The organism is Hoeflea ulvae, assembly GCF_026619435.1.
GTDB classification, from domain to species: Bacteria; Pseudomonadota; Alphaproteobacteria; order Rhizobiales; family Rhizobiaceae; genus Hoeflea; species Hoeflea ulvae.
Map to the genome: position 1 here is coordinate 4,168,995 of NZ_JAOVZQ010000001.1, position 15,887 is coordinate 4,184,881.

The window sequence follows — 15,887 nt, forward strand, 5'->3', positions numbered from 1 at the left end:
TCATACCTCGCTGATGACCTGGTTGCCCGACACCACATGCACGGTAAAGCCGGAAAAGATGCTCTCCGCCTCGCCCGAGGCATAAAGCGCCTGATAGGCGTCATGCGGCACAAGCGCGTGTTTCTGATAGGCGCTGACGCCCTGGCGGGTGGCTTCCAGATCGTCGGTTTCGATGTGATAGACATCCCGCGCCGGCTCGGAACTCCACAGCCCCCGCTTGGCCGGGCGCTCGGTCTTGGAAAACACCTCCTGCATGGTCCAGGTCAGAAGCCAGGCATTTTCGTCCTTGCGCACTTTCGACAGGATCGTCGAGATCCGGTCGGAATTGTCGGTCACCCCGGCCGAATAGAACGGTCCCAGCACAAAGCGGCGCAGCTGTTTGGGGTGCAGGTGCTCGAAATCCGCATCCAGATTCTGCGCGATCGTCGCCGGCGACAGCGAATAGGCGCTGTTTTTCTCCGCGGAAGCGTCAAAGGCGCGGGCTAATTCCGGGTTGAGCAGACCGCCGACGGGCAGCGGGATCTCGATGTCGGGATTGAGCTTGCCATCTTTGCCCACCAGCATCTTCGCAATGCCCTCGCTCGAATCCTCGATCGTCGCCATATAGACCATCGGCAGCGACTTGCTGCCGTCGAACGCGCCCCAGTGCACCACATAATAGGGTCGGTCGGTCTTGGGATTGATCGACACCCGGATGGTTTCGGGCAGGATGAACGGCGCAAAGACCGCGTCCTTGCCGATCTCTTCGAGATACAGCCGCTCGGCGATCTGCTCCTGAAGCGTCGCGGGAAACTCCTTGTGGCGCAAAATGAAATCGGCCATTTCCGATTTCAATGTCTCGACATCCGGCATTGCCGCCAGGCGTTCTTCGGCCGTGGCGCGGTCATTTTCCAGTGTCAGCACATTCTGGAACACCGGAAAACCGCTGTCGGCGCGAGAGATCCGGAACCGCTCGATGAAGCCGACGCGGTTTTCCCACGCCGAAAATGTCGCCTCGAGCCGGTCGACATAGGGAATGATCACCTGGCCGACCAGACCATGGGCGTAAAGCGGTGATTTCTCGTCGGCGAGATAGACCCGCAAGCCTTTCAGCGCCGCGCGCATCGATCTGAAATATGCGCCGGCGGCGCCGGTGTCAGCACGCATGGCCGGTCCCCGATCCCATCACTGCACGCTTACGGCTTCACGTAATTGGCGGAATTGTGTTTCTCCAGAACCTCGGAAAAGCGCCGCGCAAAGGCATCATCGGCAAGCTGCTTGCGGCGCTGGATGTCCTGCGTCGACAGCATGTTCTTCTCATGCATCTCCAGGAGGTCGCCGATATGGGCCTGCGCTGCCGCACCGATGCCGGCCATGGTTTCTTCTGCCGCGGTATCGACCCGGCTGCCCAGCGTGTTGATCTTGTGCGCCACATCCTGCTGGGCTGCCGTCTTCAGCGAATCCTCGAGCGCCTTGTAAAGTACGATGCGCTGTTCGGTGTCGATGGTCAGCTTGTTGATCAGCGTGTTCTGCGCCGCGATCTGGTTGTTGAGCGAATCCACGAAGGTCTGGAACATCGAGGTGTAACGTTCGAGCGTCTGGCTTTCGGCCAGCAGTTCCTGCTCCTTGGCCTGGCGCTCATTGTATTCGGTGGCCAGTTTCGAGCGGTCGCTTTCGAGATTGGTGCGGGTCTTCTGGTCGGTCGATGCCGCAATCTGGTTCTCGATGTCCATCAGGATCGGATTGAGCTCCTCGATCCGCTGCTGGGTGGTGTCGAGATTGGCCATGGTCACCTTGCGGCGCTCGATCACCTTGATCAGGCTGGCCTCCGAGGTCTTGTAGCGGGTTTCGAGAATGTCCTTCTGGTCCTTCAGGATGCCGGTGATGGTGTCGGACTTCTTCAGCAGCTCCTGCAGATTGCCCGACAGCGACATGTTCCTGACCCGGTCCGAGCGCATCCGCTGCGCCCGCGCCTTGGAGAAGATGGCGATGAAGCTCTCCATTCCGGAGAAGCCCTTCATGCTTTCGAATTCGGTGCCGAACACATTGGTCGCGTCTTCAAGACCGATGATCAGGTCGGCGATGTTGGTTTCCATCATCCGCTGCTGGCGCAACACGTCCTGGATGCGGGCATTCTCGATATCGAACTGCGGGTCGCCAAGCTCGGCGTCGGCTTCCGACAGTTTTTCGAGCACCACGCCGGAGGCTTCGATCTTGGACCGCATATCCTCGACGACGGAGCGTGTTTTCTCGATTTCAGCGTCAAGACTCGTGATGTTGGCCATGCCCGGCTTCCCCGTTTTCGTGCGCCGGTGTTCAGCGCTGATCCATCCAGCCCGCTCGGTCCGGGCGTTGAAATGTTTGTAGCACCGGTTACCGGCGCCGCAAACACTAAGCATTCCGAACCTAGGTATCGCGGAGGCAAAATAAAAGGCCGCCCCCGAAGGAACGGCCTGTTGTGCTGTTTGCGGCTGGGCCTTTTACTCGGCCGCCGAAGGATCCTTCAGATAGGCGATGACGTCAGCGACATCGTCGTCCTTCTTCAGCCCGGCAAAAGCCATCTTGGTTTTCTTGACCACACCCTTGGGGTTGCGCAGATAGGCGTCCAGCGCCTCGACGTCCCAGGCAGGAACCTCGGTCGCATGCTCCACCATGGCCGGCGAATATTTGTAGCCCTCTACAGAGGCGACCGGACGATCCACGATGTCCACCAGATGCGGGCCGACCTTGTTCTTGGCTTCGTCGACGGAGTGACAGGCAGCACACTTCCTGAAGATCTTTGCGCCCTTGACCGCGTCGCCATCGGCATAGGCGGCTGTCGGGGCAAGAAGGCCGGCGGCCATGACGGCGCCAAGCAGCGTGGAAAGGCAAATTCGCATGGTGAGTCTCCGTTCAACTGTTAGGTGGTTCATAACTATTACGTGGACGACGCAAGAGCAATGAGACCTTGGTGCAGATACGGCGGGTCGGAAAATTGTCAACCACGTCAACCGGCCAAACAGCAGCAGGCGTCCCTAGTCCGGAGCCTCCCGACCCATGACATCGTCCCAGTGGCGGCGACAATAGGACACATATTTTTCGTTTCCGCCGACCTCGATCTGGGCGCCTTCGCGGATCACCCTGCCCTCGTCATTGACCCGCACCACCATCGTCGCCTTGCGGCCGCAATGGCAGATCGTCCGCACTTCCCTGAGCTCGTCGGCAATCGCCAGAAGCGCGGCGGAGCCAGGAAACAGTTTGCCGCGAAAATCGGTTCGCAGTCCGTAGGTCATCACCGGAACATTCAGCCGGTCGGCCACCCGCGCCAGCTGCCAGACCTGGCTTTCGGTCAGAAACTGGGCTTCGTCGACAAAGGCGCAGGCGATCTCGCCCTCGGCCTTGAGATTTTCGAGCGATTGGAACAGGTCATCCTCGGGCCGGAACGGGATTGCCTCGCAATCCAGCCCGATCCGCGAGGCAATGCGCCCGGCGCCGCCGCGATCATCGAAGGCGGCGATGAACAGCACGGTGCGCATGCCGCGCTCGCGGTAATTGTAGGACGCCTGCAGCAACAGCGTCGATTTGCCTGCATTCATCGTCGAGTAACTGAAATATAGCTTGGCCAAGGCCGGCTCCCGCAGTTCATCCGGTTCACACTGTCGCCCGGCTTCAGGCCCCGGCTCCGCTCCGCCGCGGCTTTGAGACCGCCGGCCCATAGCCTCTTGCCAACCGCAGCGGCCGAATTCCACCCCCGTCCGGGCTTTCAACAGCCGTTTTCGCTTCGCCCTGCCGATTTTGGCGATCTGGCGGGTTGAGTTCACCGGCCATAGGTGGTTGTTTCGGCCATCGGAACACGGGAGATACCGAACATGATAAGAAAAATGACACTCACATTCGCAGCAATTCTGCTCGCAGGAACCGCAACAGCCCACGCAGCCGATCCTGAAGCCTGCAAGAATGTCCGCTTTGCCGATGTCGGCTGGACCGACATCCAGGCCACCACCGCCGTCACCGGCGTCGTGCTCGAGGCCCTGGGCTATACCCAGGAAGTCCAGGTGCTCAGCGTGCCTGTGACCTATCAGTCGCTGAAGAACAAGGACATGGACGTCTTCCTCGGCAACTGGATGCCGTCGATGGCCGCCGATGTGCAGCCGTTCCTCGACGATGGCTCGGTTGAAACTATTGCCCAGAACCTTGATGGCGCCGGCTATGGCCTGGTTGTGCCGACCTATGCTGCCGAAGGCGGCGTCAAGAGCCTGTCCGACATCGGCAAGTTCAGGGACAAGTTCGACGGCAAGATCTACGGCATCGAGCCCGGCAATGACGGCAACCGGATCGTGCTCGAGATGATCGAAGACCCGGCCAATGGCCTGGATGGTTTTGAGCTGGTCGAAAGCTCGGAAGCCGGCATGCTGTCGCAGGCCGAAAAGGCAATCCGCAACGAGGAATGGATCGCATTCCTGGGCTGGACCCCGCATCCGATCATGGGCGAAATGCCGATTGCCTATCTGGACGGCATGGGCGATTCCGGCTTCGGCGCGGCCACCGTGCACACCAATGTGCGCGCCGGCTTCACCACCGAGTGCCCCAATGTCGGAACCCTGGTCAAGAATCTTTCCTTCACCCTGTCGATGGAAAACAAGATCATGGACGACATCCTCAAGGGTGAAGATGCCAATGATGCCGGACTGGCCTGGCTGAAGGCCAATCCCGATGCGGTCACGCCCTGGCTTGAAGGCGTGACAACATTCGACGGCGGCGATGCCGCTGCGGCTGTCGCTGCAAAGCTCGGCATGTAATAATGACACGACGGTTCGGGGCTGCTAACGCGGCCCCGGACTGATTTGTGCGTCGGGGGACTGAATATGGACGGCATGACGGACTTCATCACGGCCTGGAAAATTCCGGTCGGAAAATTGGGAAAGAGCTTCTTCAATTTTCTCACCGACAATTTCGAGTTCGTCTTCGATGCCATCGCGGATTCACTCAAATTCGTGCTCGACAGCATGATCGACGGCCTGTTGTGGTTGCCGTCGCTGTTTCTTGTCCTGGTCATCGCCCTGATCGGCTGGCGCATCCAGAAATCCTGGAAACTGGCGCTCGGCATCGTTCTCGGACTGGTGTTCATCATCAACCAGGGGCTCTGGAAAGAGACCGTCGAAACCCTCGTCCTGGTGATTTCCGCCGCCTTCATGTCGATGGCCATCGGCGTGCCGATCGGCATCTGGCTGGCGCACCGGCCAAAACTCTACACGGTGCTGCAACCGGTTCTCGATCTGATGCAGACGATGCCCACCTTCGTCTATCTGATCCCGGTGCTCATCCTGTTCGGCCTCGGCCTTGCGCCCGGCCTGCTGGTCACCATCATCTTCGCCTCGCCGGCGCCGATCCGGCTCACCTATCTCGGCATCACCTCGGTGCCCAAGCCGATGGTCGAGGCCGGCATGGCCTTTGGAGCCTCGCCGCAGCAATTGCTGCGCAAGGTCGAGCTGCCCGCCGCCCTGCCGACGATCATGGCCGGCCTCACCCAATGCATCATGCTGTCGCTGTCGATGGTCGTCATCGCCGCCCTGATCGGCGCCAACGGCCTTGGCAAACCGGTGGTCCGCGCGCTCAACACCGTCAACATTCCGCTCGGGCTTGAAGCCGGCATTGCCATCGTGATCCTCGCCATCATCCTTGACCGCATCTGCCGGGTACGCATTGGAGCCACATCATGAGCCTTGATGCTGATCGCGGCTCGGTCCGCATCGACAATGTCTCGATCATCTTTGGCGACAACACCGCCGAAAGCCTGGCGCTGGCCGATGCCGGCAAGTCCCGCACCGAGATCCAGGAGATCACCGGCGACGTGCTCGGCGTGCATGACTGCACCGTCGACATCAACGAGGGCGAGATCCTGGTGCTGATGGGCCTGTCCGGGTCCGGCAAGTCCACGCTGCTGCGCGCCATCAACCGGCTCAATCCGATCAGCCGCGGCACGCTGACGGTCGAATGCGGCGACGAGACATTCGATGTCGGCGCCTGCGACGACAAGCAGCTCAAGCAATTGCGCATGGACACCGTGTCGATGGTGTTTCAGCAATTCGGCCTGCTGCCCTGGCGGTCGGTTGCCGACAATGTCGGCTTCGGCCTGGAAATCTCCGGCGTTCCCAAAAAGGAACGCGAGCGGCGGGTCGCGGAACAACTCGAACTCGTCGGCCTGTCCGACTGGTCAGAGCGGATGGTGGCGGAACTCTCCGGCGGCATGCAGCAACGTGTTGGCCTCGCCCGCGCCTTCGCCACCGGTGCACCGATCCTTCTGATGGACGAGCCGTTCTCGGCGCTTGACCCGTTGATCCGGACAAGGCTGCAGGACGAACTGCTCGAACTGCAGTCGCGGCTGGGCAAGACCATCGTCTTCGTCAGCCATGACCTCGATGAAGCCATGAAGCTCGGCAACCGCATCGCCATCATGGAAGGCGGGCGCATCATCCAGTGCGGCACCCCGCGCGACATCGTCAATTCGCCCACCAATGAATATGTCCAGGATTTCGTCGCCAACATGAACCCGATTGCCATGCTCACGGCAAAGGACGTCATGGAGCCCGGCAAACCCAACGCCTCGCGCGGCCAATCGCCGCTGTCGGCTTCGGTCAGCCCCGATACACCGCTGTCCGACGTGATGGACGCGCTGACCAGGCGCCAGGGGACAATCGGCGTGATTGACAAGGGCGTCGTGACAGGTTCCATCACCGCTGACGACATCATTCGCGGCTTGACACAGCACCGCCGCTGAGAGTGATGAGCGCCGGACAATTAACTTAGTGCAGTCGAGGAGATCGGAATATGGAAGTTAAGGGCAAAGCCGCCATCGTGACCGGCGGAGGCTCAGGCCTTGGCGCGGCAACCGCGCGGGCATTGGCAGCAGCTGGCGCAAAGGTGACGCTGCTGGACATCAATCTGGACCAGGCCGAAAAGGTCGCGGCCGAAATCGGCGGCAAGGCAATCGCCTGCGATGTCTCCGATGCCACAGCCGCCGAGGCAGCACTCGCGGAGGCCGCAGAAGCCAATGGCGAAGCCCGGATCCTGATCAACTGCGCCGGCATTGCGCCCGCCGTCCGAGTCGTCGGCCGCGAAGGCCCGCATGATCTCGACCTGTTCCGCAAGGTCATCGAGGTCAATCTGATCGGCAGCTTCAACATGCTGCGGCTGTTTTCCGATCGCGCCTCCAGGCTCGAGCCGCTGGCCGACGGCGAGCGCGGCGTGGTGATCTCGACAGCATCGGTTGCTGCCTTTGACGGCCAGATCGGCCAGGCCGCCTATTCCGCCTCCAAGGGTGGCGTGCATGCCATGGCACTGCCGATCGCCCGCGAGATTGCCCGCTTCGGCATTCGCGTGATGACCATCGCACCAGGCATTTTCGCCACCCCGATGCTGCTGAACATGCCGCCGGAAGTCCAGGACAGCCTCGGCGCCTCGGTGCCGTTCCCGTCCCGCACTGGGACAGCCTGAGGAATATGCCAAGCTGGCCCTGCATATCATCGACAATGTCATGCTCAATGGCGAGACCATTCGTCTCGACGGCGCCATCCGCATGGCGCCGAAATAGCGCGCCGCAACGGGGTGATTGCCACGTGAAGGAACCGGTCAAGACCATCCGCGAGACCGACGAGGAGGCCCGCCGACTGGCGCACCGCCTCGTCAGGGGTGCGCGGTTCGGCGCCATCGGCGTGCTCGAACCCGACACCGGCTTCCCCTTTGCAAGCCGGGTTCTGACCGGCACCGATGTCGACGGAACACCGCTGATCCTGGTCTCCGGGCTGTCGGTGCACACCACGGCGCTGCTCGCTGACCCGCGGGCCTCGCTGCTGTTTGGCGAGCCCGGGAAGGGCGACCCGCTGGCCCATCCGCGCATCACCGTGCGCACCCAGGCCGAGCGCGTAGCCCGCGACGACCCCGCCCATGCCCGGCTGCGCGCCCGTTTCATTGCCCGGCATCCGAAAGCCGCACTCTATGCCGATTTCGGCGATTTCGCCTTTTTCCGCATGGTGCCGCATTCGGCCAGCCTCAATGGCGGCTTCGGCAAGGCCTTTGTGCTCGACGCGTCCGATCTGCTGATCACGTCGCCGGCGATTGCCGATCTCGCCGACATGGAAGCCGGGGCGGTGGCGCACATGAATGCAGACCACTCGGATGCGATCGACAATTACGCTCGCGTGTTCGGCAAGTCGAAAAAATCCGGCTGGAAACTGTGCGGGATTGATTGTGCGGGGCTCGATCTGGTCCAGGGCGACGAGCTCTTGCGCATCGAATATGATTCGCCGCTGATGAAGGCTGCCGATATGCGGCCGCTGCTTGTCGACATGGCGCGCCGCGCAAGAGCAGCCTGAGGCGGCAAACCTGTTCAAGACAGGCCTGGAATGCAGACGGACGTCATCCAACGAGGTGACGTCCGTCTAGCGACGGAAGGGAAAATCCCCGCCATGCCGCCGGTCGCTGACGACAGTGCGCGCCGAAACTTGCTCCGACCTTGCGCTGCAACCGCCCGGCTTGCAGCCCGGAGCCCGGCGTGGCATTGCTGCGGCACTCAAACGGGGCTGCACATGAGACACAAGATCATACTCGACACCGATCCGGGCATCGATGATGCCATGGCGATTGCCTATGCTATCGCCCATCCCGAGATCGAATTGCTGGCGCTGACGACGATCTTCGGCAATGTCCGCACCCATGAGGCAACCCGTAACGCATTGGCATTGCTTGATCATTGGGGATCGGACGCGGATGTCGCCGAAGGCGAGCCCGCCCCCGTTGCCATGCCAGGCAATGAACCGAGCTATCTGGTTCATGGCCGCAACGGCTTTGGCGAGATCGACATTCCGGCGTCCCGACGCAGCAAGCACGCGCTTGACGCGGTCGACTACATCATCGAGGCCACCAGGAAATTTCCCGGAGAAATTGTGTTGTGTGCGGTCGGTCCGGTGACCAATCTGGCCAGATTGCTCGAACGCGACCCAGATGTGGTGACCCGAATCAAGGCTGTCGTGGTCATGGGCGGGGCGGTGCACCGCAAGGGCAATGTCACGCCGATGGCGGAAGCCAATTTCTGGAACGACCCGCATGCCGCCGACAGGGTTCTGGGCGCACAATGGCCGCTGGTGCTGGCGCCGCTCGATTGCACCATGCCGGTGGTGTTCACGCCCGATTACATGCAGGCCCTGGCTCGGGAGAGCCCGGGGCTCGGTGAACCGCTCGCCGCCATGGCCGAATTCTATGCCCGGTTCTACCGCTCGCATATGGGCATCGGCGGCTGCGTGCCGCATGACGTGATGGCCCTGTCCTGGCTGACCGTGCCCGGCGCCTTCCGGTTGCAGAAAGGCGCGCTGGCCGTGATCACCAACGGCCCGGCCATCGGCCAGACCCTGTTCCAGCCCGGCGGCACCCAGAGCCGCGCCCGTTGCTTTGACGGCAGACCGGACCATATGGTGATGGTCGACACCGATCCGGAGATGTTTTTGGCCGATTACATGATGGTCATGACCCGACATGCGGTTGCCGGCACAGGCAATTGACCGGTTGGTGAGAGGTGCGCCGAAATGAACAGCGTGACACATGGCGGGCTCGCTGCCGTCATCGGCCACAGCGGCGGCATCGGCCAGGCAGTGTTCGAGGCGCTCAACCGTTCGGGTGCCTTTGCCGAGGTGATCGGGTTTTCCCGCGCGTCCGACCCCGGGATCGATCTGCTCGACGAGCACAGCATCATCGCCGCGGCGAAGACGGTGGAAAAACGGCAATCTGATCTGCGCCTGGTGTTTGACGCAACAGGCTTCCTGCACGGCCACGGCTTCACCCCGGAAAAGACCCTCAAATCCCTCACCCCCGAACACATGGCCCATGCCTTCGCGGTCAATGCCATCGGACCGGCGCTGCTGATGAAGCATTTCCTGCCGCTGCTGGCGAGGGACGGGAAATCGGTCTTTGCCACCCTGTCGGCCAAGGTCGGCTCGATCGGCGACAATGCGCTGGGCGGCTGGTACAGCTACCGCGCCTCCAAGGCGGCGCTCAATCAGTTCGTCCACACCGCAGCCATAGAGCTCGCCCGCAGATCCCCCGAGGCCGTCTGCGTGGCCCTGCATCCGGGCACCGTCGACACCGGCTTGTCATCGAGCTTTGCCAAGGCCGGCCTCACCGTGAGAACGCCTACCGAGACCGCCGCCCTGCTCCTGGCGGTGCTCGACCGGTTCACCGCCGCCGAGACCGGCGGGTTCTACGACTATCGCGGCGATCCCCTGCCCTGGTAGCGTGATGCCTTTGACGGCTCGGACGCACCGGCAGGATCCGGCCTTTACCCGGCCTTCACCAGCCAGCCCTATGATCGGGCCATGACACAGCCGAAGATCATCCGATGGGGCATCGCCGGGACCGGCGCGATTGCGCAGCAATTTGCCGGCGATATCGGCCTTGCTGCGAGTGTTTGCCTGACCGCTGTCTGCGCCCGCGATCCGGCCAAGGCCAAGGCCTTTGCCAGCCGCCACACCGGCGTCGCCGATTTCGGCTCGCTGGCCGCGATGATCGAGGCGCAGGCGGTTGACGCGGTCTATATCGCCACCTCGAACATGGCCCATGCCGGCATGGCGCTTGAATGTATCGAGGCGCGCGTCCCGGTGCTCATTGAAAAACCGATGACGGCCAACCTGGACGACGCCCTGAAAATCCGCTCGGCGGCGCGCGACAGCGGCAGCTTCGTGATGGAAGCGATGTGGAGCCGCTATCTGCCGGCCGTCAGGGCCGCCCGCGCAGCCCTTGCTGACGGCATCATCGGCACGGTGCGCAGGCTGGAGGCCGATATTGCCTGGATACAAAGCTACGATCCGCACAGCCGGTTTTTCGACAAGGCCAAGGGCGGCGGCGCCTTATACGACATCGGCATCTATCCGATCTCGCTGACACGTTATTTCCTCGGCGATCCATTGGGAGCCGAGGGCTACTGGCACTCGGCAGCTTCAGGCGTCGACCGGGCCGCAAACCTGCGCATGCAGTTTGACACGGGTGTGGCCGAGATCAGTTGCAGCTTTGATCGCGACGGGTCGAACCGGATGATCATCGAGGGCGACAGGGGCGTTCTGGTGCTTGGGCCCCTGTTCATCAGGCCTGATGGCTTTGCCGTCTACCCGTCGCGCCGTCTTGCCGATCTGGCGCAACCGGGCGGCAACGGGTTTTCGGCCAGGTTGCGCCGGAAACTGTTTGCGCATTTGCCGCTGCCCGGCACCGAGCGGCATGATCACCGCTTTGACGGAACCGGCCTGCAATTCGAGATCGAGGCGGCCTCCGACGCCATCCGCCAGGGCTTGCGCGAGGAGCCCGACAACAGCCTCGACGACACCATTGCCGCGCTGCGGATCATCGATGAAATCCTCGCCCGTCCGCCGACGCCCGGTTGAGCCCGGAGCGGGCGGTTTCAGAACCGCGAGCGCGGCGCAAATTCCCCGACACCGCTATTGAGCGCCAGCGCCAGTTCGGTCAGATGCAGCGCCCGCTGGCCTGAAAAGAACGGCGTCTCGCCTTTGGCGATGGCCTCGGCCATCACCGCGATCCCGCGGCCGAAATCGATCTGCGAGGGATAGGCGGCGAGTTTGCCTGACCTCGCCGGCGCGGGATAGGCTTCCGCACGGCCGTGGGTCAGCCTGAGCGGCAGGACCTGGCCGCGGCTGCGCTCGAACCGTCCGGCCAGCCGCTGCAGCAAGGGCCGCTTTTCGTCAAAACGGCTGACATGCACCGGCGAGCGGTCATCCCACAGATCCCGCACCACAAGGGTGCCCTCCTCCCCGACAATCGTCAGCGAGCGGTCGCGCGGCGCCGCCAGACCGCAGGTCAGCCGCGCCGTCACGCCCGAATGAAACGAAAGGCAGCCGACCGAAAAATCGGCGCCCATGACAAGATCCGACGTCCCCGGCCCCTTGTCTGGAAAGGTCAGCGCCGAAAACGCCTGGCCCTTTTCCACCGCGCCAAACAGCGCCACCAGCCAGCTCAGCCCGTAGCCGGCATGTTCAAGCGTGCAGCCGAGCTCGAATTCATGCAGGCCCGGCCATTTTGCCCCCGAGCGCGAGCGCCACTCCATCCAGTTGTCCTTGAACACCGGACCGTCTTCCATCTCGGCATAGGCAAGACGCGGTGCGCCGATGCGCCCGGCGGCGATCAGGCTTGCGGTCAGTTGCCGGGCATCGGACAGGCCGTTGGCCGGCGCGCCGCAGACAGTCAGGCCTTCTTTCTCCGCCAGCGCGATGACCTCGCTTGCCTCCTCGAAGCTCATGCCCAGCGGCTTTTCGCAATAGACATGCTTGCCCGCCTTCAGGGCCGCGAGATTGAGCGAAAAATGGGTCTCGGGCGGGGTCAGGTTGACGATGATCGTGGTGCCCTGATCGCCAAGGCAATCGGCAAGCGAGCCATAGGCCTGCGTGCCGTGAAAGCCGCAGAACTGCGCCAGCCGGCCGGCATCAATGTCCCACACGCCGGCGATCTCGAGCTCGGGATAGTTGGCGAGCGTCGTCATGTAGTAGTCGGCGACAAATCCGGCGCCGACAAGTGCGATCTTGGTCATGGATCTTTGCCCCCGCAAGCTGATGTCTGCGACTTTAGCCCCTCGCGCGTTAACAGGCGATTGCCTGCTGGCTGAATGCGCGCCGCAGCTATCGCGTATCGTCCAGGAAGGAGGCAATCCAGGTCAGCGGCGCATTCCAGTTGATGGCGATCTCGTTGGTTGAAAACGAGCGGGGATCATCGACGTAACAGGCCTGCGGCGCGCAGTCCGCAAGCAACTTGATCGCATAGTCATCGGCCAGCCCGCTGTTGGGCCCGCCTGCCAGCGCCCCTCTTGGCACCGGCGGATAGGACGGATCGATGCTGGCGGCGAACATGTAGGAGAACTGCCGGTGCGAATAGGTCGTGCCATAACCGGTGACATAGGAATTGCCCAGCGCATTGCGCCCCAGCAGATAGTCCATGCTCTCGCGCACCGCCTGCAGATAGGCCGGGTTCCCGGTCAGGTCAAAGGCAGTGGCGACCACGATCATGTTCTGGATCAGCGAGTGGTTCGAACCCCAGCCGAAGCCGGCCGCTGGATGATACATCTGCCCGAAGGCCTCCTGCTGCTGGGTTTGCAGATAGGCATCGGCGGCTGTGATCACCGAGCTGTGGATGGCCCTGAGATCCGGCTCCGGCAGGCCCGACGGCACCGAGGCGAGCTGAAGGCGGGCGAGCCCGGCAACCGAGCGCCAGCTGATGCCTTCGGGGAAGAACACCGGTCCGGACCAGTGCGGCGAGGCTTTGGCACGTTTGAGCCAGGCCGGGTCACGGCTTGTCAGATAGAGCTCGGACGCCGCCCAATAGAACTCGTCGGAAACATCGTCGTCCTGATAGTCGCCGCCGCCGAGATTGCCCTCGGTATAGGGCGCGAAAAGGTCCGGATTGGCCTCGGCTGCGTGATAGGCGCGAATGGCTGCCGCCAGCAGCCGTTCGGCATAGGCTTCATCCGCCTTGGCAAACAGCCGGGCGCCCTGTGCTGCTGCCGCGGACAGATTAAGCGTGGCCGCCGTCGAGGGCCGATGCAGGATGCGCTCCTCGCGATCCCGGTTTGGCAGCAACGGCGCCGAGGGCCAGCCGGTGCCATGCACCTTGTGATGCGCCATGCCGGCATGGGGCTCGCCCTCGGGAACCGTCATCGCAAGCAGGAAATCCAGCTCCCAGCGGGCCTCGTCGAGAATGTCGGCAATGCCGTTGCCGGCTTCGGGAATTTGCACCAGACCGTCGGACAGGGCCGGTGATGTCCCGCCGCTGTCATACAGGGCCCGCTCATAGACACCGAGCAATTGCGCCACCGCGATGCCGCCATTGACCACATATTTGCCGAAATCGCCGGCATCGTACCAGCCTCCCGTGACATCGAGCCTGTAGCCGCACCCCCAGTCCTCGCCGTAGATCTGCCGGGCCGTGTCTGCGTCGAGACAGCCGACCGAAACATCGCCGCGATTGGGCTCGACGCCGGCATGTCCCGCCGGGCGCCCATAACCTTTTCCAGCCAGATCCTCCCTGATTTCGATGCCGCTGCGCACCTTGTAGAAATAGGACAGCGCATCCTGGCGCAAGGCGGCATAGGCATCGCTGGAAATGGCGAAGGGCGGGCTGGTCTCCTCGCCCACGACCAGCCGGTAGCCGTCGCCGATCACGTTGAAATCGCTGAAATCGATGGTCTGCACCTCGAGCCCGGAGGATGCATCATGGCCGTTCACGCGGGTTTGCCCGGCGGCAACCGTCTCGCCGGTGGACGAGACCAGCGTCCAGTCCGCCGGAGTCTGGTCGGCGCGCACCAGGGTGGCGCGCTTCGGGCCATCGGGGAAATAGGCGGTCTGATTGACCCGGATCGCCGGCACGGCACTGGCTGCGACAACAGATGCCGGCTCCTGTCCGCTCAACAGCGAGGCCTCGTGCAGGCAGAAGCGCCACGGCTTGTCCGATCCGCCGAGCTGAAACACGATCTGGGCAGCGGCGTGGGTTTCGCTCGCCGCGAACGCCTCGCTCATGGTCTGCCTGCCGGTCGACACCCCGCGCTTGATCTCGCCTTCGGCGGTCCATGGTTCCGCCGCTTTCTGCACCAGGGCGCGCATCTGGCCAGCCGGGTCGGCGGATGCGGTGATCGTCAGGCGGTAATGCTCACCCTCCAGGAGCGAAAGTCCGTTGATGCCGGCAATGGCATCCCACGGCTGCTCGGTGCCGCCCGCAACCGAGCCGCAGAGTTCACCCTTGCGGTACTCAAGTTCGATATTCGGGGTGGCCCACCACTCGCCCGCAAGCGCCGTGCTCTCGAAGGCCGGATCGGTCAGCATCTCCGCGGCGTCAGCGTGGGACGTGATGGCGTGGGTCGCCAGCATCGCAAGCAGACCAAGCGTGGCTTTGGGATGGATCATGATTGTTTCCGTGACTGGCAATGGCGGAAAGATCGCCGCGTTGAAAAGACTGCTTGCCCCGGGGCCTTCGCCTCAGGCAAAGACCTGACCCGGAACGCGCGGCTCCTGTCCCGAAACAGCTGTGAGGACTGGTCCGGAACCAGACGCATCAAAGCCCGAGAACCGTTTGGCAGAGCGGATGAGCGGGATCTGCGAGACCGTCAATCACGTCAAAATGGTGCTTTTCCGGCTCTTCGCATATCGCCATCGGGCTCGCGAAGCCGCGCCACATCTCGTAGAGCGCCCGGTTCTGCCGGACAAATTCCGGCCGCTCCTCCGCGCCGACCCATGCGGTCACCGGAATGGCGCCGAGCGGGCTCAGCAGCACCGGGCTTTCCGACTGCGCCTCTGCGGCATCGATGTGCAGCGTGTCATTCATCTCCGTCAGCATCAGGGGCCGCAGATCATGGACTCCGGATATCGAGGTCACGCCGGAGATGCGGTCCAGCACCGCTTTTGACAGCAGCGCCTCGCCGCTGATCATCCTGGTCACCAGATGCCCGCCGGCCGAGTGGCCGGTCAGGCGGATCGGCCCGGCGATTTCGCCGGCTGCAAACTGCACAGCGGCGGCGATTTCGCGGACAATGCCGCCGATGCGGATATCCGGGCACAGCGTGTAGCTCGGCATTGCCACGGCAAAGCCATGCGCCAGTGGCCCGGCCGCCAGATGCGACCACATCGATTTGTCGAATGCCTTCCAGTAGCCGCCATGCACGAACACGACCAGCCCCTTCGCTTCGCCTTCGGGCAGGAACAGATCGAGGCGGTTGCGCGGCGCCGCTCCGTAGCCGAGGTCAAGCCGCGCCCTTCCCGCCTGGCTCTGGCTGTCGCGCAGGGCCGCGGCCTTGCCGGCCCATCGCGGGGGATAATCCGCGGCTCCGGGGATGTGAGCGCCATTGGCATAGGCGTCGTCATGGTCCGCGATCGGGTAGTCTGTCACAGGCAAGC

Annotated in this window: 14 protein-coding genes and 1 pseudogene; 8 read left to right on the forward strand and 7 right to left on the reverse strand. The window is 63.1% G+C overall.

All coding sequences use genetic code 11. The features are described from left to right. From OEG82_RS19885 to OEG82_RS19900, 4 genes are all read right to left on the reverse strand, one after another. Entirely contained in the window at nt 1–1,146 is a 1,146-nt protein-coding gene (locus tag OEG82_RS19885) for a hypothetical protein (RefSeq protein WP_267614093.1), read from the reverse strand. 29 nt (nt 1,147–1,175) lie between these two features. Beyond that, on the reverse strand, nt 1,176–2,264 hold the full coding sequence (locus OEG82_RS19890) for a hypothetical protein (RefSeq protein WP_267614094.1): 1,089 nt from the start codon (nt 2,262–2,264) through the stop codon (nt 1,176–1,178). Between the two features lie 195 nt (nt 2,265–2,459). After that, a complete protein-coding gene (locus OEG82_RS19895) occupies nt 2,460–2,858 on the reverse strand; it encodes a c-type cytochrome (protein WP_267614095.1) in 399 nt (132 codons plus the stop codon). Between the two features lie 135 nt (nt 2,859–2,993). Next, nucleotides 2,994–3,584, reverse strand: a complete 591-nt coding sequence (locus tag OEG82_RS19900; RefSeq protein WP_267614096.1) for a thymidine kinase — start codon at nt 3,582–3,584, stop codon at nt 2,994–2,996. A 255-nt stretch (nt 3,585–3,839) separates the two neighbouring features. On the opposite strand from OEG82_RS19900, the gene choX reads away from it, so the two are divergent. The 8 genes and pseudogenes from choX to OEG82_RS19940 all read left to right on the forward strand — a co-directional run bounded on the left by choX (nt 3,840) and on the right by OEG82_RS19940 (nt 11,381). Further along, nucleotides 3,840–4,757, forward strand: coding sequence for a choline ABC transporter substrate-binding protein (choX, locus tag OEG82_RS19905; protein WP_267614097.1), 918 nt, complete (start codon nt 3,840–3,842; stop codon nt 4,755–4,757). Between the two features lie 66 nt (nt 4,758–4,823). Beyond that, a complete protein-coding gene (choW, locus tag OEG82_RS19910; RefSeq protein ID WP_267614098.1) occupies nt 4,824–5,678 on the forward strand; it encodes a choline ABC transporter permease subunit in 855 nt (284 codons plus the stop codon). Further along, the gene (choV, locus tag OEG82_RS19915; RefSeq protein ID WP_267614099.1) at nt 5,675–6,736 is read left to right on the forward strand and encodes a choline ABC transporter ATP-binding protein; all 1,062 of its coding nucleotides are present in this window, start codon (nt 5,675–5,677) and stop codon (nt 6,734–6,736) included. Before choW ends, choV begins: the two co-directional genes overlap by 4 nt. Before the next feature lie 50 nt (nt 6,737–6,786). Next, nucleotides 6,787–7,549 (forward strand): annotated as a pseudogene (locus OEG82_RS19920) (SDR family NAD(P)-dependent oxidoreductase). 25 nt (nt 7,550–7,574) lie between these two features. Continuing rightward, nucleotides 7,575–8,330, forward strand: a complete 756-nt coding sequence (locus OEG82_RS19925; protein WP_267614100.1) for a HugZ family pyridoxamine 5'-phosphate oxidase — start codon at nt 7,575–7,577, stop codon at nt 8,328–8,330. Nucleotides 8,331–8,543: 213 nt separating this feature from the next. Continuing rightward, nucleotides 8,544–9,512, forward strand: coding sequence for a nucleoside hydrolase (locus OEG82_RS19930; RefSeq protein ID WP_267614101.1), 969 nt, complete (start codon nt 8,544–8,546; stop codon nt 9,510–9,512). 24 nt (nt 9,513–9,536) lie between these two features. Beyond that, entirely contained in the window at nt 9,537–10,241 is a 705-nt protein-coding gene (locus OEG82_RS19935; protein ID WP_267614102.1) for an SDR family NAD(P)-dependent oxidoreductase, read from the forward strand. 81 nt (nt 10,242–10,322) lie between these two features. Continuing rightward, nucleotides 10,323–11,381: a Gfo/Idh/MocA family protein gene (locus OEG82_RS19940; RefSeq protein ID WP_267614103.1), complete on the forward strand. Its 1,059-nt coding sequence runs from the start codon at nt 10,323–10,325 to the stop codon at nt 11,379–11,381. Nucleotides 11,382–11,398: 17 nt separating this feature from the next. Here OEG82_RS19940 and OEG82_RS19945 read toward each other — a convergent pair whose 3' ends face one another. From OEG82_RS19945 to OEG82_RS19955, 3 genes are all read right to left on the reverse strand, one after another. Further along, nucleotides 11,399–12,538, reverse strand: coding sequence for a Gfo/Idh/MocA family protein (locus tag OEG82_RS19945; RefSeq protein ID WP_267614104.1), 1,140 nt, complete (start codon nt 12,536–12,538; stop codon nt 11,399–11,401). A gap of 88 nt (nt 12,539–12,626) precedes the next feature. Continuing rightward, the gene (locus OEG82_RS19950) at nt 12,627–14,900 is read right to left on the reverse strand and encodes a glycoside hydrolase family 9 protein (RefSeq protein ID WP_267614105.1); all 2,274 of its coding nucleotides are present in this window, start codon (nt 14,898–14,900) and stop codon (nt 12,627–12,629) included. Between the two features lie 148 nt (nt 14,901–15,048). Continuing rightward, nucleotides 15,049–15,879, reverse strand: coding sequence for an alpha/beta hydrolase (locus OEG82_RS19955; RefSeq protein WP_267614106.1), 831 nt, complete (start codon nt 15,877–15,879; stop codon nt 15,049–15,051). Nucleotides 15,880–15,887 lie beyond the last annotated feature (8 nt).